The organism is Leucobacter chromiireducens (assembly GCF_051993095.1).
Taxonomy (GTDB): Bacteria; Actinomycetota; Actinomycetes; order Actinomycetales; family Microbacteriaceae; genus Leucobacter; species Leucobacter chromiireducens.
The window spans coordinates 599,095-621,772 of sequence record NZ_CP197024.1 but is presented as its reverse complement, the minus strand read 5'-3'; the positions used below and the strand labels follow the sequence as shown (position 1 = coordinate 621,772).

Annotated in this window: 25 protein-coding genes and 1 tRNA gene; 13 read left to right on the top strand and 13 right to left on the bottom strand. The window is 67.1% G+C overall.

What is annotated here, in order from left to right; genetic code table 11:
• Nucleotides 1-111: 111 nt before the first annotated feature.
• On the top strand, nt 112-597 hold the full coding sequence (locus tag ACR81A_RS02745; RefSeq protein ID WP_440312505.1) for an HtaA domain-containing protein: 486 nt from the start codon (nt 112-114) through the stop codon (nt 595-597).
• The gene (locus ACR81A_RS02740) at nt 594-1,541 is read left to right on the top strand and encodes a LysR substrate-binding domain-containing protein (protein WP_440312504.1); all 948 of its coding nucleotides are present in this window, start codon (nt 594-596) and stop codon (nt 1,539-1,541) included. Before ACR81A_RS02745 ends, ACR81A_RS02740 begins: the two co-directional genes overlap by 4 nt.
• Here the strand turns inward: ACR81A_RS02740 and ACR81A_RS02735 are convergent.
• The gene (locus ACR81A_RS02735) at nt 1,513-2,811 is read right to left on the bottom strand and encodes an MFS transporter (protein WP_440312503.1); all 1,299 of its coding nucleotides are present in this window, start codon (nt 2,809-2,811) and stop codon (nt 1,513-1,515) included. The two genes, ACR81A_RS02740 and ACR81A_RS02735, sit on opposite strands and share 29 nt — an antisense overlap.
• Nucleotides 2,812-3,089: 278 nt before the next feature.
• Between ACR81A_RS02735 and ACR81A_RS02730 the strand changes: the two genes are divergently transcribed.
• Together ACR81A_RS02730 and ACR81A_RS02725 are read left to right on the top strand one after the other, a co-directional pair.
• Nucleotides 3,090-3,180 (top strand) — tRNA-Ser (locus tag ACR81A_RS02730).
• A gap of 217 nt (nt 3,181-3,397) precedes the next feature.
• Nucleotides 3,398-3,805 carry a RidA family protein gene (locus ACR81A_RS02725; protein WP_440312502.1) on the top strand — a complete coding sequence of 136 codons (408 nt, stop codon included), beginning with the start codon at nt 3,398-3,400 and terminating at the stop codon, nt 3,803-3,805.
• A gap of 86 nt (nt 3,806-3,891) precedes the next feature.
• Here the strand turns inward: ACR81A_RS02725 and ACR81A_RS02720 are convergent, their stop codons facing one another.
• Nucleotides 3,892-5,190: a hypothetical protein gene (locus ACR81A_RS02720; RefSeq protein WP_440312501.1), complete on the bottom strand. Its 1,299-nt coding sequence runs from the start codon at nt 5,188-5,190 to the stop codon at nt 3,892-3,894.
• Between the two features lie 227 nt (nt 5,191-5,417).
• On the bottom strand, nt 5,418-5,975 hold the full coding sequence (locus ACR81A_RS02715; RefSeq protein WP_440312500.1) for a phosphorylase family protein: 558 nt from the start codon (nt 5,973-5,975) through the stop codon (nt 5,418-5,420).
• A 336-nt stretch (nt 5,976-6,311) separates the two neighbouring features.
• On the opposite strand from ACR81A_RS02715, the gene ACR81A_RS02710 reads away from it, so the two are divergent.
• From ACR81A_RS02710 to ACR81A_RS02700, 3 genes are all read left to right on the top strand, one after another.
• Nucleotides 6,312-6,629 (top strand): hypothetical protein, encoded by a 318-nt coding sequence (locus ACR81A_RS02710; protein WP_202382214.1) that lies wholly within the window; start codon nt 6,312-6,314, stop codon nt 6,627-6,629.
• Nucleotides 6,630-6,743: 114 nt separating this feature from the next.
• The gene (locus ACR81A_RS02705; protein ID WP_202382215.1) at nt 6,744-7,235 is read left to right on the top strand and encodes an S-ribosylhomocysteine lyase; all 492 of its coding nucleotides are present in this window, start codon (nt 6,744-6,746) and stop codon (nt 7,233-7,235) included.
• A gap of 1 nt (nt 7,236) precedes the next feature.
• Nucleotides 7,237-7,533 carry a DUF1905 domain-containing protein gene (locus ACR81A_RS02700; protein ID WP_202382216.1) on the top strand — a complete coding sequence of 99 codons (297 nt, stop codon included), beginning with the start codon at nt 7,237-7,239 and terminating at the stop codon, nt 7,531-7,533.
• Between the two features lie 95 nt (nt 7,534-7,628).
• On the opposite strand, the gene ACR81A_RS02695 is transcribed toward ACR81A_RS02700, so the two are convergent.
• The 4 genes from ACR81A_RS02695 to ACR81A_RS02680 all read right to left on the bottom strand — a co-directional run bounded on the left by ACR81A_RS02695 (nt 7,629) and on the right by ACR81A_RS02680 (nt 11,513).
• A complete protein-coding gene (locus tag ACR81A_RS02695; RefSeq protein WP_440312499.1) occupies nt 7,629-8,384 on the bottom strand; it encodes a nucleoside phosphorylase in 756 nt (251 codons plus the stop codon).
• Nucleotides 8,385-8,438: 54 nt separating this feature from the next.
• The gene (locus tag ACR81A_RS02690; protein ID WP_440312498.1) at nt 8,439-9,815 is read right to left on the bottom strand and encodes an amidohydrolase; all 1,377 of its coding nucleotides are present in this window, start codon (nt 9,813-9,815) and stop codon (nt 8,439-8,441) included.
• 79 nt (nt 9,816-9,894) lie between these two features.
• Nucleotides 9,895-10,725, bottom strand: a complete 831-nt coding sequence (locus ACR81A_RS02685) for an SDR family NAD(P)-dependent oxidoreductase (RefSeq protein WP_440312497.1) — start codon at nt 10,723-10,725, stop codon at nt 9,895-9,897.
• A gap of 2 nt (nt 10,726-10,727) precedes the next feature.
• A complete protein-coding gene (locus ACR81A_RS02680; RefSeq protein ID WP_337248951.1) occupies nt 10,728-11,513 on the bottom strand; it encodes an isoprenyl transferase in 786 nt (261 codons plus the stop codon).
• Nucleotides 11,514-11,625: 112 nt separating this feature from the next.
• On the opposite strand from ACR81A_RS02680, the gene trhA reads away from it, so the two are divergent.
• Complete coding sequence (gene trhA / locus ACR81A_RS02675) at nt 11,626-12,480, top strand: PAQR family membrane homeostasis protein TrhA (RefSeq protein WP_237462672.1); 855 nt, start codon at nt 11,626-11,628, stop codon at nt 12,478-12,480.
• Nucleotides 12,481-12,566: 86 nt separating this feature from the next.
• Here trhA and recQ read toward each other — a convergent pair whose 3' ends face one another.
• Genes recQ through mca form a run of 3 tightly spaced genes read right to left on the bottom strand, consistent with a single transcriptional unit; the run spans nt 12,567 to nt 15,774 of the window.
• Nucleotides 12,567-14,666: a DNA helicase RecQ gene (gene recQ / locus ACR81A_RS02670; protein ID WP_440312496.1), complete on the bottom strand. Its 2,100-nt coding sequence runs from the start codon at nt 14,664-14,666 to the stop codon at nt 12,567-12,569.
• A 5-nt stretch (nt 14,667-14,671) separates the two neighbouring features.
• Nucleotides 14,672-14,908, bottom strand: a complete 237-nt coding sequence (locus ACR81A_RS02665) for a hypothetical protein (RefSeq protein ID WP_440312495.1) — start codon at nt 14,906-14,908, stop codon at nt 14,672-14,674.
• A complete protein-coding gene (gene mca, locus ACR81A_RS02660) occupies nt 14,905-15,774 on the bottom strand; it encodes a mycothiol conjugate amidase Mca (protein WP_440312494.1) in 870 nt (289 codons plus the stop codon). Before mca ends, ACR81A_RS02665 begins: the two co-directional genes overlap by 4 nt.
• Nucleotides 15,775-15,859: 85 nt before the next feature.
• Between mca and ACR81A_RS02655 the strand changes: the two genes are divergently transcribed.
• The 5 genes from ACR81A_RS02655 to ACR81A_RS02635 all read left to right on the top strand — a co-directional run bounded on the left by ACR81A_RS02655 (nt 15,860) and on the right by ACR81A_RS02635 (nt 20,216).
• Nucleotides 15,860-16,312: a DUF4307 domain-containing protein gene (locus tag ACR81A_RS02655; protein WP_440312493.1), complete on the top strand. Its 453-nt coding sequence runs from the start codon at nt 15,860-15,862 to the stop codon at nt 16,310-16,312.
• 145 nt (nt 16,313-16,457) lie between these two features.
• Nucleotides 16,458-16,943 (top strand): transcription elongation factor GreA, encoded by a 486-nt coding sequence (greA, locus tag ACR81A_RS02650; protein ID WP_202382225.1) that lies wholly within the window; start codon nt 16,458-16,460, stop codon nt 16,941-16,943.
• Between the two features lie 144 nt (nt 16,944-17,087).
• Nucleotides 17,088-17,687 carry a TetR/AcrR family transcriptional regulator gene (locus ACR81A_RS02645; protein WP_440312492.1) on the top strand — a complete coding sequence of 200 codons (600 nt, stop codon included), beginning with the start codon at nt 17,088-17,090 and terminating at the stop codon, nt 17,685-17,687.
• Entirely contained in the window at nt 17,684-19,495 is a 1,812-nt protein-coding gene (locus tag ACR81A_RS02640) for an alpha/beta fold hydrolase (protein ID WP_440312491.1), read from the top strand. The genes ACR81A_RS02645 and ACR81A_RS02640 overlap by 4 nt, the downstream gene beginning before the upstream one ends.
• A gap of 106 nt (nt 19,496-19,601) precedes the next feature.
• Nucleotides 19,602-20,216 (top strand): GNAT family N-acetyltransferase, encoded by a 615-nt coding sequence (locus ACR81A_RS02635; RefSeq protein ID WP_202382228.1) that lies wholly within the window; start codon nt 19,602-19,604, stop codon nt 20,214-20,216.
• A gap of 13 nt (nt 20,217-20,229) precedes the next feature.
• Here the strand turns inward: ACR81A_RS02635 and ACR81A_RS02630 are convergent, their stop codons facing one another.
• The 3 genes from ACR81A_RS02630 to ACR81A_RS02620 are packed head-to-tail and all read right to left on the bottom strand — an operon-like array spanning nt 20,230 to nt 22,651.
• Nucleotides 20,230-21,027 carry a TSUP family transporter gene (locus ACR81A_RS02630; RefSeq protein ID WP_337248952.1) on the bottom strand — a complete coding sequence of 266 codons (798 nt, stop codon included), beginning with the start codon at nt 21,025-21,027 and terminating at the stop codon, nt 20,230-20,232.
• Between the two features lie 47 nt (nt 21,028-21,074).
• The gene (locus tag ACR81A_RS02625; protein ID WP_202382229.1) at nt 21,075-21,998 is read right to left on the bottom strand and encodes an amino acid ABC transporter permease; all 924 of its coding nucleotides are present in this window, start codon (nt 21,996-21,998) and stop codon (nt 21,075-21,077) included.
• Entirely contained in the window at nt 21,995-22,651 is a 657-nt protein-coding gene (locus tag ACR81A_RS02620) for an amino acid ABC transporter permease (RefSeq protein WP_440312490.1), read from the bottom strand. The genes ACR81A_RS02625 and ACR81A_RS02620 overlap by 4 nt, the downstream gene beginning before the upstream one ends.
• Between the last annotated feature and the right edge of the window lie 27 nt (nt 22,652-22,678).

The window sequence follows — 22,678 nt, the reverse complement described above, 5'->3', positions numbered from 1 at the left end:
TTCAAGCGTTGCGCGGTACCGCGCGATGTGGTTCGAGTATCTATCGACTAGAACACAGGGAAAAACGGAATTACTCTCCCTGGTAATTCGGTTTCGTGTGAGAATGCCGGTATGAGTTCCAGCGACGTATCTCAGGGTCTTCTTGTGTGGGGAGTGAAAGCTTCGCTCCTGCAGTACATTCAGCGCATGCCAGACGGGGTGGTCGATGTGGATCCCCCAGTTGTCGCGATGGGCAATACGCACGAGTTCTCCTTCCCGCTCACTGAGCAATCAGCTCAGGATCGCCTGCGGTTCTCCGGTGGGCTACGTTGCTCCGGCCACGGCGGACTCCTGCGTATCGACATCGTCGATCCCGAGCTCGCCGCAGAAGACGCCACAGATCCGCTTGCGGGCCCCTGGCTCCTCACCATCGCCGATCCGTACGCCCCGGGTTCCAGACTCCCCTTTGCCACCATCGGCCGCATGCGCGCCAGCGCACTCAACACGCTCACGGGATCCGACACACGTCTCACCGAAGACGGTGCCGATCTCTTCTACGCGGGTCCGTACACAGCAGGCACCGTGCTCGATGACCCCGTCGTGCGAGGTGCCAAATGAACCAGGCGCTTCCCCTCTTGCCAGCATTCACGCTGCGGCAGCTTGCGTACTTCGTCACTGCAGCGGACGCCGGCACGATCGCCGCGGCCGCCACCACGCTCCGAGTTTCACCTTCGGCAATGTCCGACGCGATCACCGAGCTCGAAACCGCGCTCGGTGAGCGACTGTGTGTACGCCGCCGAGCACAGGGGCTCACCCTCACCTCCTCGGGGATCCAGCTGTTGCCCCTGGCGCGCCGGGTGCTCGCAGAAGCCGACGAGCTCGCAAGCCTCGCGCTCGGACGCGGCGCGCTCTCAGGGCCGATCACCGTTGGCTGCTACCCGACGCTCGCACCCACCGTGCTTCCGCCGCTCCTGCAGGACTTCGGTGCGCGCCATCCCGGCGTCGAACTCGCGATTCACGAGGCGACGCAAGACCAGCTCGCCGACGGCCTGACATCCGGTCGACTCGATGTCGCAGTCGTGTACGACATGCTCGTCCCCGGAAACACCCGCCGCGCTCGTCTGTACGAGCTTCGCGCGCACGCGTTGCTCTCGGCGAACCACCCGCTCGCTGCGGCACCTGAGGTGGAGCTTGCCGAACTCGTTGAGGACGACCTGATCCTGCTGGACGCACCACCGTCCAGTGAGCACACGCTGTCGCTCTTCGCTGCGCAGGGGCTCTCGCCGCGGGTGCGCCACCGCACCACAAACTATGAGGTCGTTCGGAGCCTGGTGGCCCGGGGCCTCGGCTACGGCATCCTGGTCTCGCAGGTGTCACACCAGCGCAGCACTGAAGGGCGGCCTCTTGTCGTCAAGGCGATCACGCCGCCGGTCGCCCCAGTGGCGGTCGACATGATCTGGGCACCCGACCGCCCGCTTCCTGCGCGTACCCAAGCGCTCATCGAGTTCGCGCAGGAAGTGGAGTGGACGCGAGCTACGCCCGACCGCCAACAAACTGGCTGACGTGCTCTGCTTCGGCCCCGTCTCCCTCGGCCTCAATCAGCGGACGGCCCCAGCGGTCGCGAATGATCAGCAGCGCGACGATCGAGATCAGCGCCATGCCCATCAGGTAGAGCGACACCGACCCGATCCAACCCGTGGTTTGCTGCAGCCAAGTGGCAATCGTGGGCGCGAATGCGCCACCGAGGATCGCACCCAGCGCGTACGACAGCGATACACCTGAGTAACGCACTCGCGAAGGGAAGATCTCCGCAAAGTAGGCCGCCTGCGGCCCGTAGGTGAGCCCGGTGGAGAGCATCCACGCGGAGAGCGAGATCAGCACCATCACAACCAGCTGCGTGTCCACCAGCAAGAAGAGTGGGAACGCCCACACGATCTGCAGGGCGTAGCCCACAAGGTAGACGTTGCGCCGGCTCTTCCAACGGTCAGACAGCCAGCCGCCGAGGAGTGTCGTGCCGGCCCACACGGCTGATGCCGCCGAGACGCAGAGCAACACCGCGGTGCGGTCCATGCTGTGCACGGTGGTCGCGTACGACAGGACGTAGCCGCCGGTCGACATGTACCCCGCCGCGTTGTTCCCGGCGAAGGTGAGTGCCGCGAGAATGACCAGCAGCCAGTGCTTCTTCATGAGTTCAACAAGCGGCATGCGCGAGCGGGCCTTGCTCTCCCGGAGTTCGAGGAACACCGGGCTCTCCTCTACCGAGCGTCGAATAATGAAACCGACGACGAGCAGCACGACACCGATCAGGAACGGGATACGCCAACCGATCTCGAGGAATCCTTCCACCCCGAAGGTCGCTGTCACGAGCGCAAGCACACCCGAAGCAAGCAGCATCCCGAGTGGGACGCCGAGCTGCGGCGCAGAGCCATACAATCCACGCTTCCCTTCGGGCGCATGCTCCACGGCCATAAGCGCGGCACCGCCCCATTCGCCGCCGGCAGAGAAGCCCTGCAAAATGCGAAGGAGCACCAGCAGGATCGGTGCGAGAATCCCGGCCTGCTCGTAGGTTGGCAGTACTCCGATCAGTGTGGTCGCGGCTCCCATCAGCACGAGGGTGGCCACGAGCATTGCCCGGCGGCCGATCCGATCACCGAGATGCCCGGCAACGATCGCCCCGAGCGGCCGAAAGAGGAAGCTGATGCCCACAGTTGCGAACGACACGAGCAGCGCTGCCTGACCGCCAAGCGGTTCGAAGAAGAGCTGCGCGAAAACGAGCGCTGCCGTGTTCGCGTAGATGAAAAAGTCATACCACTCGATCGTGGTGCCGATCATGGTGGCAACTGCGACCCGGCGACCCTCCCGCCGCGGACGAGTACTGGATAGTGAAGACATATTCGTAAGACTCCGTTGTCTCGAGAAAACCGGCGCCGTGCCGGACTTGCCCCATATTCAGCGCAGCCCATTCGTGGAGTCAAACGGGTTTTCCAGGAGAGAAACCCCGATTCTCTCGGAGTTTGTCCGCCCGCCACGAGGCGCCACGACACGCCAGGGAGACAACCCCCGGAGGGTCGATTTCACTTTCTCCCCCAAAATCCCGTATTGTTTTTCCCGGTGACGTGTCCGAGCGGCCGAAGGTGCAACACTCGAAATGTTGTGTAGGGTAACCCCCTACCGTGGGTTCAAATCCCACCGTCACCGCCACCGAAACCCCCGCAGATCCAGCGCAAGCTGAGAACTGCGGGGGTTTGCTCGTTGCTGGCGGGCCCCTTGTCGCACCCATGCTTTCGGGGCACCTTGAGGCATCACCTCACACCCCGTGCATCTGCACAGTTTTCTCAGCCAGCCATCCTCGCAGCTCGTTACGCTGAGAATTGTTTAACCACATTGTCAGATAACTCGGACTCACCCTAGGAGATGTATGTCCTCACCCGTTCAGCTGATTCGTTCCAACGCCCTGAGTGACGTTGCGGAGTACGCGTACGCCGCAACCGCCCCCGCCGGCACGCGATTCGTGTTCATGGCAGGGGCCTGCCCACTCGCAGACGATGGCTCAACCGTTGGCCCTGGCGACTTCCGCGCGCAGGCGGCTCGCTGCGTCGAGACACTCACCACCGCGCTTGAAGCCGCGGGCGCGTCACTTACGCACGTCATCCAGACCCGCGTCCTCGTCGCATCAACGCGACAGGAAGACCTCGTAGCGGCGTGGGAAGTGGTGCGCGACGCTTTCGGCGAGCACGACGTTCCCAGCACCCTCATGGGCGTTGCAGCGCTCGGCTACGACGACCAGGTGGTCGAAATCGAGGCGATCGCCGCGGTTGCCGACTAGCCCGGCTGGTTCGGGCGTCAGCTGACGCCCGAACGGCGGTGCACGGGGTATGGCACGACTTCAGCACCACCCGTGCACCGCGCGCGCTACTCGGCAATGAGCCGATCGACCACCCGGAGGTGCTGCACATCTGCGCCGCCCCGGCGCGTGAGCGGCACGAGCAGCGCGAGCGCCACGAACCCGGTGAGCAACTTGTCCGTGATCGAGGACAGCACGTTCGAGGCGAACACCCCAGGCATGACTGAGCTCGCCCCCTCGGACAGCAACCGCAAGACATTCTCGGAGCCGTGCCCGGTGATTCCCGCGTAGCCGAAGGTGAGAATCGGCGTGGCCACGAGCGAGCACGCCACGGCAACGATGATGGTCAGCGAGAAGAAACGCAGGAACGTGTCGCCCCCGCGGAAGCGTCGCACACCGTACGCCCACACGAGCGCTCCAGCAACGTTGACGAGCGCGAACGGCAGCGACATCGGGCCGTTCACCGCGACCCCCACCCCGTTGCTTGCGAGCCCGACGAGCATACCCGCACACGGTCCGAACGCGAGTGCGGCGACCGCAGTGCCGATCATGTCGAGGTACACCGGCAGGTGCAACAGCGTGACGAGCAGCTGCCCACAAAGGTTCAGCGCGAGGCACGCGAGCAGCACCAATGCGACGAATCGTGCACGCTGTGCGCGCGTGCGTCGGCGAGGGCTGGGGCACGCGACAACTTCAGCAGCGGGCTCCCCTCCGGGATCTCCCAGCTGCTCGGTGGCTGCCGGAAGTTCAGTGAGCGGTGCGATCGTTGCCACAGCCTCCGGCGCCGCAGCGAGCGCCTCGGGAGCGGCCGCTAATTGCGCCTGACCACGCGGCGATGCCCACACCGCGAGCGCGCTGTGCGAGGCAGCGGAGAGCGCGACGGCCGGCACCGAACCGGTGCGCGGCTCGATGCGCCCAACGACCGGAGCGAGCCCCGCAGAGAGATTGGGATCAGAGAGCTTAGCGTCTATCTCGCGCTCCCCCGCGGCCGCCTCCGAGCGGACCGCTGCGAGCGACGTGGACGCATCGCCCGATGCGCGTTCGGGAACGCGCGCCGGCACGTGCTTTCGCGCTGAACCACACCGGCGCACCCAGTCCTCGGCGCTCGCAGCGCTCTCCCCCAGCGCAAGCGCGATGTCACGTACGAGTTCGGCGTCAATCCGTGAGCGCCCTTTGCTAAAGGCGTGATAGACGGTGGAGCGTGGGATCATCGCGCCGTCCGGCAAATCCCCGAGCGCTACCCGTCGCACCGTGATCCGCCGCGCGATCTCCGCGTAACTCGTCGCCCCGGTACGCTCGCGCAGGCGCGTGAGATCCGCCGCGATCTCGTCCAGTGTCTCGACCGCGGTCTGAGAGCCGACCCCCATCTGCGCCCCAATCCATCGACAACCTACGTATTTCAGCTCACACGCTACACGGCGCGAACTGCCGGCGGATCCCTCGAACGAGCGGTATTTGGAGCGATTTTTGGACAAAAACCCCCGCTCCGCGAGAGTATTCACAGCAATTCATAGGAAGCCAAAGGCTAGTCGCAGGGCAAGAACATACTGAGCCCAGAGATGCAGTCGCGCGCCCCCTGGACTCCTGGACTGAGCTATGCCAGCTGTGCGTCCCAGAATGCGCGGAGTTGCTCGCTCTTGCGGAACACGATGGTGTCCCATTCCTCATCGGTGGTCGAAGAGTCCGCAAAATCCGAAGGGATCTTAAAGAGCTGCAGCGGGACGTCGAACTTCGCGCAGACGCTCGCGTAGGCGTACGACTCCATGTCCACGAGCGCCGCACCGAGCCCTGAGATGTGGGCGCGCTGCGCGTCATCCTTCACGAACACATCACCCGTCGCGATGGTGGCCGTGCGCTCCGGCAGGATGACCGTTCCGGCCGGCTCGAGCGTCGGCGAAGGCAGCGAGAAGTCGTGCTGCACCACACCCGTGATCTGCACGACCTCCTCGAGGCTCAGCCGATCCTCGCCGTCACCCACCACGCCAGCCGTGCCCAGCACGACAACACGCTTGACATCCCCGTCAGCCAGCGCCGCAGCGAGCGACACCGCTCCCTGCACCTTGCCGACTCCGGTCACGAGGTGCGGCACATCCGCGAAGGCCGAAGCCTCGTCACGGTGAGCAAAAACGAGCAGGGTGCTGGCGTCCGACATGTCAGTCTCTCCCTCGCGCTCACGCGCGGTTTCGAATCAATTTCGAATCAACACTAGCGTTTTTCGAAGACCTGTTCTAAACTAAGGTTTCGAGCTTGCATCGGCACGCGTGATCTTCCTCGTTCAAGCAGGAATGCCTCCCACTCCGCGGCCGCAGCGTACAGCTCCTCGGCGCACTCCATCAACGTGATGCAGTGGTGCGTCTCGCCACGACGGCAGTCCGCACCGCGCTCACGCGCACAGGATTCGTCGCGGCTGGCTCGATCCCGAGCCCCGCACCCGCGAGAAGTACTTGGCGGGTATCGCACCACGATGGTGCGGCAAGAAAGGAACACCATGAACCAGCTGAAGCATCGCACCCAGCGCACCGCAGCGCAGCAGCGACCCGCTCTGCGCACCCCCTACCACTCGCTCGGATCGGGCTCGGAAATGCGCGTGCCCGAGTGGGCGCAGCACCGCTCCGTATACCGCACCTCCGGGCGCACGCTCTACCTCGTCGAGACTGACCAGCCGGGCGCTGCCCGCGGCGATCTCGAGCGCCTCACCCGTTCGGGGTGGGACGTGCGGGTCGAGCAGGCTCCACAGGGCGAACTGACGCGCATCGCGCTCACCCGTGGCGATCTCTCGCTCAGCGACCTTGCCCGCGCGGCGTAGGTTCGCGGCACGGTTCGGGATCCCAATGGATCCCGAACCGCCCACCACCGCCCTCGGTGTCGTCGTGTGACGCACGCCGGGGGCGTTGTCGTGTGTCGTCGTTACACTGGCCGCATGAGCGACGTCGAACTTGCCGAGGTGGAGAGCTTCTCCCTCGACCACACGAAAGTCCTGGCACCCTACGTCCGACTGATCGGGGTGGAACACGGGCCCAAAGGCGACGCGATCTCGAACTACGACATTCGGCTCGTGCAGCCGAACGAGCAGGAGATCCCCACTGCGGGCCTGCACACCATCGAACACACGCTCGCCGCCCTCTTGCGCACCCGCTTCGAGGGCCTCATCGACATCTCGCCATTCGGCTGCCGCACGGGCTTCCACCTGATTGCCTGGGGCGAGCCCACCCCGGAGGAGGTGGCGGCGGCCATCAAGTCGGCGCTCGACGACCTCGCGCACCGCGTCACTTGGGCTGACGTGCCGGGCACCCAGGCGGTGAGCTGCGGCAACTACCGCGACCATAGTCTCCACTCCGCACAGGAGTGGGCGAAGGTGGTGCTCGAGCGCGGCATCAGCCTCGACCCCTTCGATCGCTCGCGCATCGCCTAACGTGTTCGTCGAGTTCACCGCGGTCCCCTACCTCTGGGAGGCTCGCACCGAGAAGTGGGTCTTCATCGAACTACCGGGACCGCTCTCCGAGGACATCGCCGAGATCCCCCGCCCGCGTGCGGGCTTCGGTGCGGTGAAGGTCGAAGCCCGGGTGGGCGCGACCGTGTGGCGCACCTCCATCTTCCCTGCGGGCACGGACGGCGCCTACGTGCTGCCCATTAAGCGTGCGGTGCGCGAAGCAGCGGGCATCGAGGTGGGCGAGGAAGTCTCGATCCTGCTCTCGGTGCTCGATCTGTAATTCACGCTGCACTCCAGGCCACGCCAGGCGGCCCCACACGTACGGGGGCCCGGCCGCGCAGCGCGCGATCGGACCCCCGTACGTGTTCGTGCAGTCTAGGAGACGAGCACGTCGAGCGCACTCGTGAGCGCTCCATCGACCGCCTGTGTGACGACTTCACGGTACGGATCGTAGCCATCCATCGAGTCGTTCTTCGCCGCAAGCGGGTTGCCATCGATGGCGAAGACGGCGCCCGCCTCAATGCCGTGGAGCGACGCGATCACGAAGAGTGCCGAGGCCTCCATCTCGACCGCGACGATCCCTGCGCGCTGCCACATCTGGTGGTCAATGCCCACGATCACGTCGCTCGGGTAGAACATGTCGCCGGTCAGCACGATGCCGCTGTGGGTGCGCAGGCCCGTCTTCGCTGCGGCCTCGCGGAGCGCAATCGTGAGCTCCGGGGTGGCGATCGCGGGGAACTCGCTCGGCACGAGCTGGTGGCTGATGCCGTCCGCGCGCACGGCGCCCGTCGCGACGACGATCGCGCCGTCGACCACCTCGGGCTGGATGCCGCCAGCGGTGCCCGAGCGGATGATGCGGGTCACGCCACCGCGTGCGAGCTCCTCAAAGCAGACCGCAGCGCCGGCCGCGCCGACACCGTGCGAGGCAACCGTGACGGGAACACCGCGGTAGGTGCCCGCGTAGACGTGGTACTCACGGTTGGCCGAGAGCTGACGCACATCGTCGAGCTGCTCGGCGACGCGGGCCGCACGCCCCGGATCGCCGACGACGAGCGCACGGTCGGCGAGGTCGGAAACGCGAGTGCGCAGCAGAGGCAGTTCGGAGTCGGCGGGAAGACGGACGGGTGCCATGGTGGGCCTTTCGTGTGTGGGTGAGCCGGCGCGCAGCCGGCAAGCGGGAAGCGGTTAGGCGCGAGCGCCCTCTGCGAGATCGGCTAGGCGGGCGCGCGCTTGGGCGGCGCGAGCGCGGACGGCAGTCGCGTCGAGGGTCTGGTGCTCGCCATCGGCATACACGTGGCGGCCGCCGATGAAGACGTGGCGCACGTCTGCGCCGGTCGCGGCGAATCCGAGGTGCGATACGAGCGCGGCGGGATCAAACGGGGTCGCGGCCGATCCCGTGACATCGAGCGCGATCACGTCGGCCAGGCGACCCGCCTCAAGCGCGCCCGTCTCCGGAAAGCCAATCGCCTCAGCGCCGCGGTGCGTGGCAATCGCCAGCACGTCGGAGGCCTTCACGATCGCCGCATCCTGGCGGGCGCCGCGGTGCAGGATCGTGGCCGTCTTGATCTCCTCGAACAGGTCGAGCGTGTTGTTGCTCGCCACCGAGTCGGTGCCGAGGGTCAGCCGAATTCCGGCCGCCTGCCACTCCGGCAGCGGCGCAATGCCATTGCCGAGCTTCAGGTTAGAGACCGGGTTGTGGCTGATCGCAGCGCCCGTGCGGGCGAACAGTTCGATTTCTTCCGGGGTGAGGTGCACACAGTGCGCGGCGAGCACCTCGGCCTGGAAAAGCCCCACCCGCTCGAGGTGATCCGCGGGCGTCGCGCCGTACTGCTCGGTGATCTGTGCCACCTCGGCTGCCGACTCGGAAACGTGCGTGTGGATCGGGATCGCCCGCGCGGCTGCACGCGCGGCGATGTCGCTGAGAAACTCGGGCGGCGACGTGTACGGCGCGTGCGGCCCGTACGCGAGGCGGATCTGCGGGTCGGCGGCGTAGCGCTCGGCAAGCTCCTCCGTGAGCGCGGTCACCGCGGCCCCATTCGCCGCGGAGACGCCGGGGAACCCCACCGTCTCGGGGGCGAACGATGCGGGAGCGATGAGCGCGCGCATCCCGGCGGAGCGCACCAGTTCGATGAGCTCGGCGTCCCAGTGGTACATATCGGCGAAAGCCGTTGTGCCCGTCTCGATCATCTCGACGAGCGCCAGCTCGAGCCCCGCGGCAACGTCCGCCGCGGTGAGGTGCTGCTCCAGCGCCTGCACTGCCGCAAGCCAGGGCATGAAGCCCTCGTCGTCGGAGACCGCGCGCAGCAGCGTCATCGCGGAGTGCGTGTGACCGTTCACGAGGCCCGGCATGAGCACGTGCCCCGCGAGCTCATGCAGCACGGCGTCCTCGGGCAACTCGGCGGCATCGCGCGGGGCTCCCGCGTAGGTGATCCGGCCGTCCGCGTCGAATGCCAGCTCGGCCGGGGCGACCGCGCCCGCCGGGGTCAGCATCGCGTCGGCACGCAACACCGTCGCCTGCGCTTGTGCGGCTGCGCCAGTGTGCGCGTTCTCGGTCTCACTCATCGCGAATCCTCCATCGTTGTACCCTGCCCAACTGTACCGGGCCGGGCTGCGCGGGGCGGTGCCGCGCTCGAGGCTTGCGTTACCAGCCCGGGGTGGCAAGCATGCCGCCATCGACGGCGAGATCCTGCCCCGTAATGAAGCTCGCACCGGCCGAGGCGAGCAGCACGCACGCATTACCGATGTCTTCCGCGGTGGCAAGCCGACCGAGCGGCGCACGCTCCGTGTAGCTTGCCACGCCCTCAGGCCACGCCTCGGCAAGCCCGGGGCGCGACACCAACCCGGGCGACACCGTGTTCACGCGCACCCCGGCCGGGCCCAGCTCGAGCGCGGCGGCGCGCGCGTGCATCACGAGCCCCGCCTTGGCCACCGCGTAGTGCGCGTGCGCGGGCGCGGGCCGGCTCGCCTCGATCGACGCGATGTGGGTGATCCAGCGGCTCACGGGAGCTTCTTGATCCCGATCGAGACTCGCGACCGCTTCACTCTCCGCGGTGCGCTGCATGGCCGCGGCCGCCTCGCGCGACAGCTCGAACACAGCGCCGAGATTCGTCCCGAGCACCTCATCCCACTCCTCGCGCGACGTGTCAGCGAGGGGCGTGAGCGGTTGGATGCCCGCGTTGTTCACGAGGCCATCGAGCCCGCCAAGTGCATCGACGGCGTCGGCAACGAGGCCGGCCGCGGCTCCCGGCAGTGCGAGGTCGGCGCGCACGGCAACCGCCTCAACGCCGCGATCGCGCAGCTCCTCAATCAGGGCAAACACGGGTGCGGCCGAGCCGCGATAGTGCAGCGCGAGGCGCGCCCCCGCCGCACCGAAGCGCCGGGCAATGCCGCCGCCGATGCCACCTGATGCGCCCGTGACGAGCACGCGCTGGCCACCCAGGTCGGGAAGAGTCTGATCCTGACGCGTCACCATGGTTAGCCTCCGAGTCGTCGCTGGCGGGATGAGTAGTCGCGAAGCGCGCGGAGAAAGTCCACCTCGCGCAGATCCGGGTAGAGCGCCTCAACGAAGTAAAACTCGGAGTGCGCGGACTGCCAGATCATGAAGTCAGAGAGGCGTTGCTCGCCCGAGGTGCGAATCACCAGATCGGGATCAGCCTGCCCGCGCGTCCACAGGTGCTCGCCGATCGTTTCCGGGGTGAGGTGCTCGTCGAGTGTGTCGATCGTGCCGCCCGCGGCCTGGTGCTCCGCGATCACGCTGCGCACCGCTGCCGTGATCTCACTGCGGCCGCCGTAGCCAACCGCGAGGTTGATGTGGAGCCCCTCGTGGTCCGACGTCGTCTCCTCGGCTGCGGCGAGCGCGGCGGTGAGCTCGGGCGACAGGCCGTCGCACGAGCCAACGTGCTTCACTCGCCAGCGGGGATTCTCGGCGAGCTGCGCCGCGAGTTCCCCGATGATGCCGAGCAGGTCGTCGAGCTCTTGGCGATCCCGCGCTTTCAGGTTGTCCGCTGAGAGCAGGTAGAGGGTTACCGTGCGAATGCCGGCTTCCTCGCACCAGCCGAGAAACTCGGGCACCTTTTGCGCGCCCGCCCGGTGGCCGAACGCTGCCCGCTCCTGCAGGCGCTGCTTCGCCCAGCGGCGATTGCCATCGACAATCACGGCGATGTGCTGCGGCACGCGCGCCGGGTCGATTTCCTTGCGCAGGCGACGCGAGTACATCCGGTACAGGAGACCGGTGCGTGGCGTCGGTGGCTGGGGCTTCACCCTCAGAGTGTACCGGGTTGCGGCTGGGCGGGGCCCGGCGGCGAGCGCGGCGCGGCTGGGGATCCTCCACATATATGCCCCACCAGATCTGTGCGGAACATACACTCGGGACATGACCTCCTCCGGCGGCAGCGACTCCTTCTCCGGCGAGCGCGCGGGGCAGCAGCCCGCGGGTGAACCGCCTCACGTCGAGCGCCCGTTCCCCGAGCCCGATCGACTCTCACTGCCGCTGCTCGCGGACGCGCTTGAGCACACGGAGCCGCAGGGCCCGGATGCAGACGCGGGCGCGGGATCGGGCACGGTGGCCGACACCGCCCCGCCCGCCGAGGTGAAGCCGCGCTGGCGGGGGTGGATCCACGCCGGCACGTTCCCGGTGGCGGTTGCCGCGGGCATCGTGCTGATCTGTCTCGCGCACGGCGCCCTCGCGAAGTGGGCGTCGGCGGTGTTCATGCTGACCAGCATGCTGCTGTTTGGCATCTCGGCCCTCTATCACCGCATCAATTGGAGCCCGAAGACGAAGCAGCTGTTCCGGCGGCTCGACCACGCGAACATCTTCCTGCTCATTGCGGGCACCTACACGCCGCTTGCGCTGCTCGCGCTGCCGCTGAACAAGGGCGTCTTGTTGCTCGTGCTGGTGTGGGCGTTCGCACTCCTCGGCATCGGCTTCCGAGTGTTTTGGCTGAGAGCTCCGCGCTGGCTGTACGTCCCCCTGTATGTGCTGCTGGGTTGGGCGGCGATGATGTACATCGTTGACATCGCGAACGCGAACATGGCCGCAATGGTGCTCGTGGTGGTCGGCGGGCTGCTCTACACCGCCGGCTCCATCGTCTACGGCTTCAAGCGCCCGAATCCCGTGCCCGGGGTGTTCGGGTTCCACGAGATCTTCCACTCGCTCACGGTGATCGCGTTCCTCTGTCACTGGACGGCGGCACTGCTCGTGGCGCTCGACCCGGTCTACCTTCGCTAGCCCGCCGCGGCCCCAGGTGCCCGCCTGCCCGGCTCCAACGCACGGCAAGCTGCCCTGCGCGGGGAATGAGAGGGACGCCGGGGCGGCTATTCCGAAAGGAGCGCCAGCACCGCCGCGCCGTAGCGCTCGAGCTTCACCTCACCGATGCCGGAAATCGCGAGCAGCTCGGGATCCGTGCCGGGCCGGTGCACGGCAAGCGCGGCGAGCGTCGCGTCACCAAACACCACATACCCGGGCACTCCCTGCCGCTTCGCTTCCTCCGCACGCCAGGCGCGCAGGCGCTCAAACACTTCGCCCTGCTCGGGGGTGAGCTCCGCCGCAGCAGCCGACTGCTTCGCCCCGGTGAGGCCCGAGCGGGTGCCACGGGAGCCCCGGCCAGAGCGAGCGGCGCGCGCCACCACTTCCTCACGCATCATCACTTGCTCTTCACCGCGCAGCACGGGCTTCGCGGCCTCGGTGGGGGCGAGCACGCCCCACTCCCCCTGCGCCGCGAGCACACCCGTGGCGAGCAGGTGGCGCACCACGCCCCGCCACTGGGCCACGGACCACTCCGCGCCGATGCCCCACGTCGAGAGCTCGTCGAGGCGCAACTGCGTGACGCGCTCCGAACCGGTGCCGCGCAAGACATCAATGTGCTGGCCCGCTGCAAAGGTGCGACGTCGCTCTCGCTCCGTGCGGAGGATCGTCGACAGCAGCATCTGGGCGGGGATCGTTGCGTCCCACAGCTTGGGCGGGTTCAGGCAGACGTCGCAGTTGCCGCACGGCTCGCTGCGATCCTCCCCGAAATAGCGAAGCAGGAACACGCGCCGGCACGACACCCCCTCGCAGAGGGCAAGCATCTGATCGAGGTGCCGCGTCTGGTTCGCGCGGGTGGCCTGATCCCCATCGCCCGACTCGATGAGCTGGCGCTGTTGCACGACGTCGGCGAGGCCGTACGCCAGCCACGCCTCGGAAGGCAGGCCATCGCGCCCGGCCCGGCCCGTCTCCTGGTAGTACCCCTCAATCGACTTCGGCAGGTCGATGTGGGCGACAAACCGCACGTCTGGCTTATCAATGCCCATGCCGAAGGCCACCGTTGCCACGACGACCACGCCGTCCTCGCGAAGGAAGCGCGTCTGCGCGTCGAGCCGGGTCTCCGCGGGCAACCCCGCGTGGTATGCGACCGCATCGATGCCCGCGTCGCGCAGCGCGGCGGCCGTCTGCTCCACGCGCTTCCGGCTGAGCGCGTACACAATGCCGGCCTCCCCCGCGTGCTCGCCCTGGATAAACGCGATGAGCTGGCCACGCGCGTTCTGCTTCGGCTCGATGCGGTAGCGGATGTTCGGCCGATCAAAGCTCGACACGAAGTGCCGCGCCTCGCCGAGGTGCAGGCGCTCCGTGATCTCACGGTGCGTCTCGGGCGTCGCGGTCGCGGTGAGTGCGATGCGCGGCACGTTCGGCCAGAGCTCAGCGAGCTGCCCCAGTCGCAGATAGTCGGGCCGGAAGTCATGCCCCCACTGCGACACACAGTGCGCCTCGTCGATCGCGAAGAGCGCGATGTGCCCCTGGCCAAGCAGTTCGACCGTGCCCGGCGCGGAGAGCCGCTCGGGCGCGAGGTACAGCACATCGAGCTGACCGGTGCGGTACGCCTGTTCGACCTCCCGCCGCTCGTCGATCGACATCGACGAGTTCAGCGCCGCCGCCCGCACCCCAGCGAGCTGCAGCGCGGCGACCTGATCGTGCATGAGTGCCACGAGCGGCGAGAGCACGATCCCGGTCCCGTCGCGCACGAGTGCGGGGATCTGATAGCAGATCGACTTGCCGCCGCCGGTGGGCATGAGCACCACGGCGTCACCACCGCCGATGACGTGGCGGATGATCTCCTCTTGCTCGCCACGGAACGCGTCGTAGCCGAAGACCCCAGAGAGCACGGTGAGCGGATCGTGGCCCACCGCCTGCACCGTGCCAAACGTCACGGGAGCGGCACCTGCGTCAGGAGCGCTCACACCGGCGGGCGCGGTTCCTGGCACTGTTCCTGCCGCGGTTCCCGGCGCCGCCCCTCGAGTGGGATCAGGTGCCCCGGGCGCCGGAGCGCCCCAGGCCTCGCCGGGCCACCGTTCTTCGTCGCCGAACGCGCCGGGCTCGCCGCCCCAGGGTCCCCCGAACTCATCGGGGTCGCCCCAGTTCGGTGCGCCCGGCCCGCTCACGACGGTCAGCTCCGCGGCTCGGCGTCTGCGCCGGTCTCGCCGAGCTCTTCCGCGATCTGCGCGCGCACCTCGTGCCGGTACGCGTTGCGACGCAGCCGGCTGACGAGCAGGAAGCCGAGGCCGATAATGCCCGCCGCCATCAGTCCGGTGAAGATGAATCCTTCAACGCCGGGGCTCACCGTGTTCGGGTCGAACTCGGTGTTCTCCTCTGCGATACGCAGTGCGATACTCATCAGGCTCATGCCGTCTCCTCTGTAATCCCCTGGAACAAATCTGCTTCAAACTCGCTCGTGGCCACCCGCGACGCCGCGAGCCGGTAGTCCTCGAAAGGCCACGCCTGGCGCTGCACTTCGTTTGGCCAGAAGAAGAATGGGCTGTCCGGCGGCACCTGGCTCGCGTGCGCGCGCAGCGCCTCGTCGCGGCGCTCGAAGAAGCGACCCACCTCGATCTTCGCGGTGCTGCGGTTCAGCCGCTTCGACATCCGTTCACGCATCTCGCCGAACTGTGCAACGAGCGGCGACGTCGGCTCGTTGTCCACGAGCCACTGGTAGACCGTCTCGATGCGCTCCACGTTGAAGATCTCTTCGTAGTAGAGCTTGCCGATCTGCCACGGTTCCCCCGCTTCGGGGTACGCGTCGGCATCGCCCGAGCGATCCCAAGCAATCTTGCTGATCTCGTGGCAGCGGATGTGATCCGGGTGCGGGTAGCCGCCCTGCTCGTTGTACGTGATCATCACGTGCGGCTTGAACTCGCGCACGAGTCGCACGAGCGCCTCGGCCGACACCTCGGCCGGGATATCAGCGAAAGATCCGAGCGGGATCGGCTCGCCCTCGTCCGGCAGACCCGAGTCCTCATAGCCGAGCCAGCGGTGCTCGAAGCCGATGATCTCTTGGGCGCGCGCCATCTCGTCGCGGCGCAGGCCGGCGAGGTCGCGTCGACTCTTGGGATCCCGTGCGACCAGCTCGTTGAGCACGTCGCCGCGCTCGCCGCCCGTGCAGCTCACAATGAGCACCTCGACACCCTGGTCGAGGTAGTGGGCGTAGGTGGCAGCACCCTTGCTGGATTCGTCGTCGGGATGCGCGTGCACCGCGATGAGCCTGAGCGTCATGCGCTTCCTCTCACGTGCTTCCCGGGCGGATCCCGGTACTCTGGCAACAGGGACATAGTTTACCCAGTCTGGATCGGAGGTTCCCGTGCCGAATGCGGCCGCAGCCGTCGACGCGGAATCCGCGACGACACAGCGCTTGGAAGACCGCTACGGGACCGGGAAGCGACGGAGCTTTGACCGCCGCTTTGCGTGGGGCGCCGCGGGCCTCCTCGTCGCAGCTGGCCTCGGTTTCCTCCTCTTCTCGGGGTGGCAGAACTCGAACCAGGTGTCGGCGCAGGACATTGGCTACACGCACGAGAGCGAGCTCGTCGTCAACGCGAAGTTCGAGGTCAGCGCACCGCCGCAGACGCCCGTCGCGTGCGCGGTTGAGGCGCTCAACACGTCGAAGGCGACCGTGGGCTGGAAGATCGTTGAGCTGCCGCTCACGGACCAGCGCACGCACACCGTTACGACGCGACTCGTCACGACGAACCCGGCGACGGCCGTGACGACGCGCGCCTGCTGGGTGGTTGAGGATCCGGCGGAAGGCACGCAGTAGGCGCGTCTTCCATCGCCTCAATCCGGCGCCCCTGACGGTCGCGCTGCTACGCTGGATGCCACGCCCTGATCCGTCAGGGCGTTGTGTGTATCTCCGCGTGCGCCTCAGAAAGGCCCGCACGCACTCACCGAAACGAGGATCGACTATGGCCGAGCCCACCCAGACCTGGCTGACACAGGACGCCTACGATCGGCTCACTGGCGAGCTGGATCAGCTGACCGGTGCAGGCCGCAAGGACATTGCCGCCCGTATTGAGGCCGCTCGCGAAGAGGGCGACCTCAAGGAGAACGGCGGCTACCACGCGGCCAAGGACGAGCAGGGCAAGATGGAGGCGCGCATTCGCGACCTCGAGGAGCTCCTGAAGCACGCTGTGGTGGGCGAGGCCCCCGAGGCGAGCGGCGTCGTTGAGGTCGGCACGGTGATCACCGCCACGATCTTCGGCGACGAGGAGCGCTTCCTCCTCGGCAACCGCGAGCTGGCCGATGGCTCGGACCTCGACGTGTACAGCGCGGAGAGCCCCCTCGGCGCCGCAATTCTCGGCCGCAAGATCGGCGAAGAGGTCAGCTACGCTGCACCGAACGGCAACCAGATTTCGGTGAAGATCCTCGGAGTCGACACCTACGCGGGCTAAGCTCCCGTACACACCGGAGGCGGGGTGCGACCAGCTGGTTGCACCCCGCCTCCGTCGTATTCCAGCAGCGCTCTCCGCTCGCGCCGTGCGCACAGCGCTGACCTCGAGTTGCAAAAATATATAGACCAGTCTATTTTTAACTTCATGACATCCAAGGGAGACAAGACGCGGGCACGGCTCGCTGAGTCGATGCTCGAACTCATCCAGACTGGCGGCTACAGCGGCACTGGAATCAACGCGGTGATTGACCACGCCGGAGCCCCCAAGGGATCGGTCTATTTCCACTTCCCTGCGGGGAAGGAAAGCCTGGGGGTCGCCGCGGTTGAACTCGCGACTCAGCAGTTCGAGGCGCTGATCGCCGAGGCGGTCTCCGTGACGAGCGACGCCGCCAGCGCGGCACGCACCGTCATCGAAACGCTGGCGACGATTGTCGGTGAGAGCGACTTCCGCGTCGGCTGCCCGGTATCCGTCGTCACCCTCGAAATGGGTGCAGAGAGCGACACACTCCGCCAGGCGTGCTCAACTGCCTTTGAGTCGTGGATCACCCCAACCGCAGGGCTTTTCGAAGCGAACGGGCTCGAACCCGCGGACGCGCACAGCCTGGCGACCGTCGTCGTCTCGACGATTGAGGGAGCCGTCATCGTCTCTCGTGCGATGCGGAGCACTCAGCCGCTCTACGCGGCGGCCGACGTCGTGTCGGAGCTCATCGCGGTTCGGATCAACGCTGCAGCATCGGCCCGATGAGCGACCAGACCATGCCCCGCCACGCGCTCGTGTTCGGGGCATCCGGGCTCGTGGGCCGGCACCTCATCCTTGCCTTGACTCAAGCTGGTGCGCGCGTGACGGCCGCGGTCAGAACACCCGAATCCGGAACACGCGTCAAGCAGTGGCTCCATGCGCACGGACCGAGTCGGCCCGTTGCCATCGCGCTCGTTGACTTCAAGTCGTCTGAACTTCTGCGGGGCGGCCCGGCGGCCTACGCTGACGTGACCGAGATCCACAACTGCGCGGGCTCCTTCCGGTTCGGGATGCCCGCCGAGGAGGCGCGCAGCGCAAACGTCGGCATTGTTGAAAGCGTCCTCAACTTTGCCGCCGACCTCCCCTCGCTGCACCGCGTGGTGCATATCTCGGGGTACCGCGTCGGCGGGCAGAATCCGGACTCCGTGCCGTGGTCGAGGGCGCACCGTTCGCGCCTGTACACGAAGCTCGGAGGCTACGAGGCGTCCAAGGTCGAATCCGACGCCGTTTTCCAAGCCAAGGCTCGGGAACTCGGACTCCCCTGGACCATCGTGAACCCGGCGACCGTGATCGGCGATAGCGAGACCGGGGAGTCGGAGCAGTACATTGGGATCGCCAGCACGATCAAGCAACTGTGGCGTGGCACTGCGACGGCCCTGCCCGCAGGAAAAGACGTCTTCGTTCCCGTCCTCACGGTCGACTACCTGGCGGCGTTCATGGCTGCCGCGTCCGTCGACCCGGACACCGTCGGCAAGTCCTACTGGGTCTTGGACGACGCGACCCCGCCCCTGGGCGAGCAGTTGAGCGCTGTGGGCCACCATCTCGGAGCGAAGGTCCCGAAGCTAAGGATTCCCATCAGTGTGATCAGGCGCCTCCCCGCGGCGCTCACCCAGGCCGACCCGGAGACCCTCGGATTCCTCTCAACCGACCGGTACCCGACGGGCCCCGCTGTAGAGTTCGCATCGCGGCACCACATCCCCATGCCCGACGTGCACCGCTCGCTCAACCGTTGGGCTGACTACCTGGCCGCACACCGATTCGGAGCAGCCATGGATAGGGATCGGCGATATATCCAGGCCGGCGCCGTTCGATTGTTCGAGCTGGGCACGCCCGACGCCAATCGGCTGATTCTGCCGGGCCTACCCGTGAACGCCGACGCCTGGTCTGACGTTGCTCAAGGAATCGGTGCGCGGGCCGTCGATCTCCCTGGACTCGGGCTGAGCGGCGGAGCGGGCACCACGGACTGGGAGCACTGGTTACCGGTTGCGCTCGGGGACGAGCCCGCCGAGCTCATCGGGCACTCGATCGGCGCGGCCGCAGCCGTGCTGACCGCGGACCGTTTCCCTGACCGGGTGACCGCCCTGACGCTGGTCTCGCCGTTCTTCCTGCAGCCACGCGCCCGCGCAGGTATCTTCACGCGCCCCGTAATTCGCAGGTACCTGAGGCACGCAAGCGCGGCGGCGCTTTCGCGTCGCCTCACGGGCACGGAGAAGAGCGCCGAGGCGCTCACGTCAACCGTCGAGGATCTCAAGCGCGGTCGCGCGAAGAGCGTGGTCCAGCATCTGGGCCACGCGAGCTCGAAACACTGGCGTGACGAGATTACCGAGGCGCTCAAGCGGTTCTCGGGCCCTGTCCGCATTATCACGGGGAGCGAGGACCCGCTCACGCAGAACGCAGCACGCGAGTTCGGGGCGCTCTCGAACGTCAGACTCCTCTCCCTGCCGGGCGCCGGGCACCACCCCCAGTTGACCCATGGCACGGAACTCATCGAGCTCCTGCACGATGCGACACTTGCTTCACTCCCCCGCACGTGAGAACGAGATGCGCACGAAAGCCAGCACAGATACGAAACGAGACACAGTGAAGAACGGCTCACCCAATTTGGCGGTTCGCCAGGCAGTCCCCGAGGATCTGGACGAGATGGCACGAATCCTCACCTCAGCGTTCCTTGAGGACCCGGTGTGGGGACCCGCGTTTCCTGACCGAGCCTCTCGCCCGCAGGTGGCCCGGCGGTACTGGCGGTTCATGGTCGGCGAGGCACTGCGCTTCTCCACGTCGCGAGTGCTCAGCGGGGCGTCCGGAGAAGAGAACGAGTCCGCAGAACGTGGAGCGCAAGCACCGCTCCGGGCAGTCTCAGTGTGGTATCCGCCCGGCGAGGACGAGATCTCTGCTGAGGCGCACCCTGCGTACGATGCCCTGGTCGCAGACTTGCTTGGCGCTGAAGCGGCGGCCGCATTGGACGAGGCCGGAACGCGTTTTGCCGCCGCGCGACCTGAACGCCCGCACGCGTATCTGACTCTGCTCGGTGTGGCACCCGAGGCCCGCGGTGGCGGACACGGGATGGCGTTACTGAGGGCGGCGCTCGCTGAGTACGACCTGGCCGGCATTCCCACATACTTGGAGTCATCGAACCCGGTCAACGACGCGCGCTATGAGAAGCTCGGTTACCGTGTCCACGCCAGGGTCGAACTCGCCGACGGCACGCGCGTGCGGACGTACTGGAGGGAACCACACCCTCCCACAGCGACGTCTTGATTTCCGCCTGAGATCAGCGGACGGCCTCGGCCCAAACATCGAGCCCAAGTTTCACGGTCAGCACACCGACCACTGCGAGGAACAGCACCCGCACGAAACGCGAGCCGCGCGCGATCGCCATGCGGGATCCGAGGAGGCTCCCAACGATACTTGCGGCCCCCATCGCGAGCCCGAGCGGCCAGAGCACCGCACCGAGCGGAATAAAGAAGAGCAGCGCTCCGAGGTTCGTCGCGAAGTTCACCAGTTTCGCGGTAGCGGTGGCGCGCAGGAAGTCGTAGCCGAGCAAGCCGACAAGGGAGATCACGAGAAACGTGCCAGTGCCAGGACCGAGCAGGCCGTCGTAGAAGCCGATGAAGGCGCCGATCGCGCCCGAGACCGCGAGCTGCGCGAGCCCGCGATGCCGCGGGCGTGTCGCTTCGCCGAGCGTGGGCTTGAGGAGTGTGATGAGACCCACGACAAGGAGGGCGACGAGGATGATCGGTGTGAATACCTGCGCAGGCAGGAATGCGGCGAGCGAGGCGCCGCCGAACGCCCCGAGAAGAGCGATCCCCGCCATCGGCAGGACCGTTCGTGGGCTGGGCCGCACCCGACGCGCGTAGGCGACGCTGCTCGTCGCTGTGCCGAACACTGAGGCGAGTTTGTTCGTGGCGAGCGCCTGGACGGGCGTGATCCCCGGCACGAGGAGCAGCGCGGGCAGTTGCAGCAGGCCACCCCCGCCCACAACAGCGTCGATCCACCCCGCGGCGAAGGCCGCGACGAGAAGCAGAGCGAGCGCTCCCGCATCGGTGTCTACCGGAAGCAGTCCTTCCACGGGTGCTCACCCGTGCGGGCGGCGCCCCGCGCCGCCCGCACCCCGGGTCACGGCCGCTCGCCCTGCACGGAGATCACCTCGGTGACCGTGCCGTCGCGGTGGAGGCGTGGGTCATCCGGCTGTACCGGGATCGTCGCCGTCGTCGCGTCGGGCCCGCCCGGACGCTTCTGCGTGCGGCGGCTCCACCCCTCCAGCCACTTCGCCACGGCCGACAAGAGGAGGCACATCAGGATATAGATGCCGCCGATCACGAATGCTGACTGGAGCAGCGGGCGCCCGAACTGCACGTTGCTGCTGAGCTGCTTCGCCAGGTAGAGCAGTTCAGGGTAGGTGATAATGAAGCCGAGCGCGGTGTCCTTCATGGTGACCACGAGCTGGGAGACGATGACGGGCAGCATGGCCCGCACGGCCTGCGGCAGCAGGATCAGCCGCATCACGCCGCTCTTGCGCAGGCCGATCGAGTACCCGGCCTCCTTCTGGCCGCGCGGCAGCGACTCGATCCCCGCCCGGAGCGCCTCGGCGAGCACCGAGCCGTTGTAGACGACGAGCGCAATCACGACGGCCGCGTAGGGCTCCATGCTGACGCCGACCGAGGGCAGGCCGTAGTAGAGCAGCATCATCATGACGAGCACGGGCACCGCGCGGAAGAGTTCCGTGATCGCGGTGATGGGAACGCGCACCCAGCGGTGGTCGGAGAGTCGGCCGATCGCAAGCAGGAAGCCGAGCACCACGCTCAACACCGCCGCGAGGCCGAACGCCGCGAGCGTCTTGCCGAGCGCCGCGAGGATCTGCTCCCAGATCGTCGCGTACGTGAACAGTCCCCACTTCGTCGCCGAGAACTGCCCTGAAAGGGCCAGGCGATAGACGATGAAGGCGATGATCGCCCCGACGACCAGCACGGTCACGACGGCGAGCACGCGGTTGCGCGCGATCGCCCGGGGGCCGGGAACGTCGTACAGCACAGAAGTCATCGCACGATCCTCCACTTCTTCTCGAGACGGTGTTGCACGAGACTCAGGAACATCACGAGCACGACGAACACGAGGGCGACCCAGAGTAGTACCTCCATCGGGCTGCCCGGGCGGCCCGCCGCGTCGTTGATCGTGGCGCGCAGCGCGGCGAGCTCGGCGACCGAGAAGCCTGCCGCGACGGTGGTGTTCTTCAGCAGCGCAATAAAGACGCTCATCATTGGCGGGACCACGGAGCGGAACGCCTGCGGGAGCACGACGAGGCTCATGACCTGGCCAAACGGCAGCCCGATGGCGCGGGCAGCCTCCGCTTGCCCCACCGGAACGGTGTTGATCCCAGCGCGGAGCACCTCAGCAACGTACGTCGCAGTGTAGATACCGATCGCGAGGATGCCGAGCAGGAGCGTGCTCAGCTTTGGCAGCCCGAGCGCGGGGTAGCCGAGCACGAAGAAGAAGAACACAAGCGTGAGTGGCGTATTGCGAATGAGGGTCACATAGAGGGTGCCCACACCCTGTGCGATCGGCACAGGGGACACCCGCATAGCGCCGACGATTACGCCAAGCACGAGGGCGAGCACCCCTCCCCCGAAGAACACCAGGAGGGTGTTCTTGATTGCGGTTCCCCAGAGATCGAGGTTCCCGAAGATGACGTCCATCCGTCAGTCCTCTCGGTCTAGCGTTCG

What these genes read in the sequence shown, in the direction of transcription:
- ACR81A_RS02725 (WP_440312502.1), top strand. Translation starts at nt 3,398, where the DNA reads ATGTCCTCACCCGTTCAGCTGATTCGTTCCAACGCCCTGAGTGACGTT.
- greA (WP_202382225.1), top strand. Translation starts at nt 16,458, where the DNA reads ATGGCCGAGCCCACCCAGACCTGGCTGACACAGGACGCCTACGATCGG.
- ACR81A_RS02745 (WP_440312505.1), top strand. Translation starts at nt 112, where the DNA reads ATGAGTTCCAGCGACGTATCTCAGGGTCTTCTTGTGTGGGGAGTGAAA.
- ACR81A_RS02665 (WP_440312495.1), bottom strand. Translation starts at nt 14,908, where the DNA reads ATGAGCCTGATGAGTATCGCACTGCGTATCGCAGAGGAGAACACCGAG.
- trhA (WP_237462672.1), top strand. Translation starts at nt 11,626, where the DNA reads ATGACCTCCTCCGGCGGCAGCGACTCCTTCTCCGGCGAGCGCGCGGGG.
- mca (WP_440312494.1), bottom strand. Translation starts at nt 15,774, where the DNA reads ATGACGCTCAGGCTCATCGCGGTGCACGCGCATCCCGACGACGAATCC.
- ACR81A_RS02620 (WP_440312490.1), bottom strand. Translation starts at nt 22,651, where the DNA reads ATGGACGTCATCTTCGGGAACCTCGATCTCTGGGGAACCGCAATCAAG.
- ACR81A_RS02625 (WP_202382229.1), bottom strand. Translation starts at nt 21,998, where the DNA reads ATGACTTCTGTGCTGTACGACGTTCCCGGCCCCCGGGCGATCGCGCGC.
- ACR81A_RS02690 (WP_440312498.1), bottom strand. Translation starts at nt 9,815, where the DNA reads ATGAGTGAGACCGAGAACGCGCACACTGGCGCAGCCGCACAAGCGCAG.
- ACR81A_RS02720 (WP_440312501.1), bottom strand. Translation starts at nt 5,190, where the DNA reads ATGGGGGTCGGCTCTCAGACCGCGGTCGAGACACTGGACGAGATCGCG.
- ACR81A_RS02635 (WP_202382228.1), top strand. Translation starts at nt 19,602, where the DNA reads ATGGCACGAATCCTCACCTCAGCGTTCCTTGAGGACCCGGTGTGGGGA.
- ACR81A_RS02735 (WP_440312503.1), bottom strand. Translation starts at nt 2,811, where the DNA reads ATGATCGGCACCACGATCGAGTGGTATGACTTTTTCATCTACGCGAAC.
- ACR81A_RS02710 (WP_202382214.1), top strand. Translation starts at nt 6,312, where the DNA reads ATGAACCAGCTGAAGCATCGCACCCAGCGCACCGCAGCGCAGCAGCGA.
- ACR81A_RS02715 (WP_440312500.1), bottom strand. Translation starts at nt 5,975, where the DNA reads ATGTCGGACGCCAGCACCCTGCTCGTTTTTGCTCACCGTGACGAGGCT.
- ACR81A_RS02695 (WP_440312499.1), bottom strand. Translation starts at nt 8,384, where the DNA reads ATGGCACCCGTCCGTCTTCCCGCCGACTCCGAACTGCCTCTGCTGCGC.
- ACR81A_RS02640 (WP_440312491.1), top strand. Translation starts at nt 17,684, where the DNA reads ATGAGCGACCAGACCATGCCCCGCCACGCGCTCGTGTTCGGGGCATCC.
- ACR81A_RS02740 (WP_440312504.1), top strand. Translation starts at nt 594, where the DNA reads ATGAACCAGGCGCTTCCCCTCTTGCCAGCATTCACGCTGCGGCAGCTT.
- ACR81A_RS02645 (WP_440312492.1), top strand. Translation starts at nt 17,088, where the DNA reads ATGACATCCAAGGGAGACAAGACGCGGGCACGGCTCGCTGAGTCGATG.
- ACR81A_RS02685 (WP_440312497.1), bottom strand. Translation starts at nt 10,725, where the DNA reads ATGGTGACGCGTCAGGATCAGACTCTTCCCGACCTGGGTGGCCAGCGC.
- ACR81A_RS02705 (WP_202382215.1), top strand. Translation starts at nt 6,744, where the DNA reads ATGAGCGACGTCGAACTTGCCGAGGTGGAGAGCTTCTCCCTCGACCAC.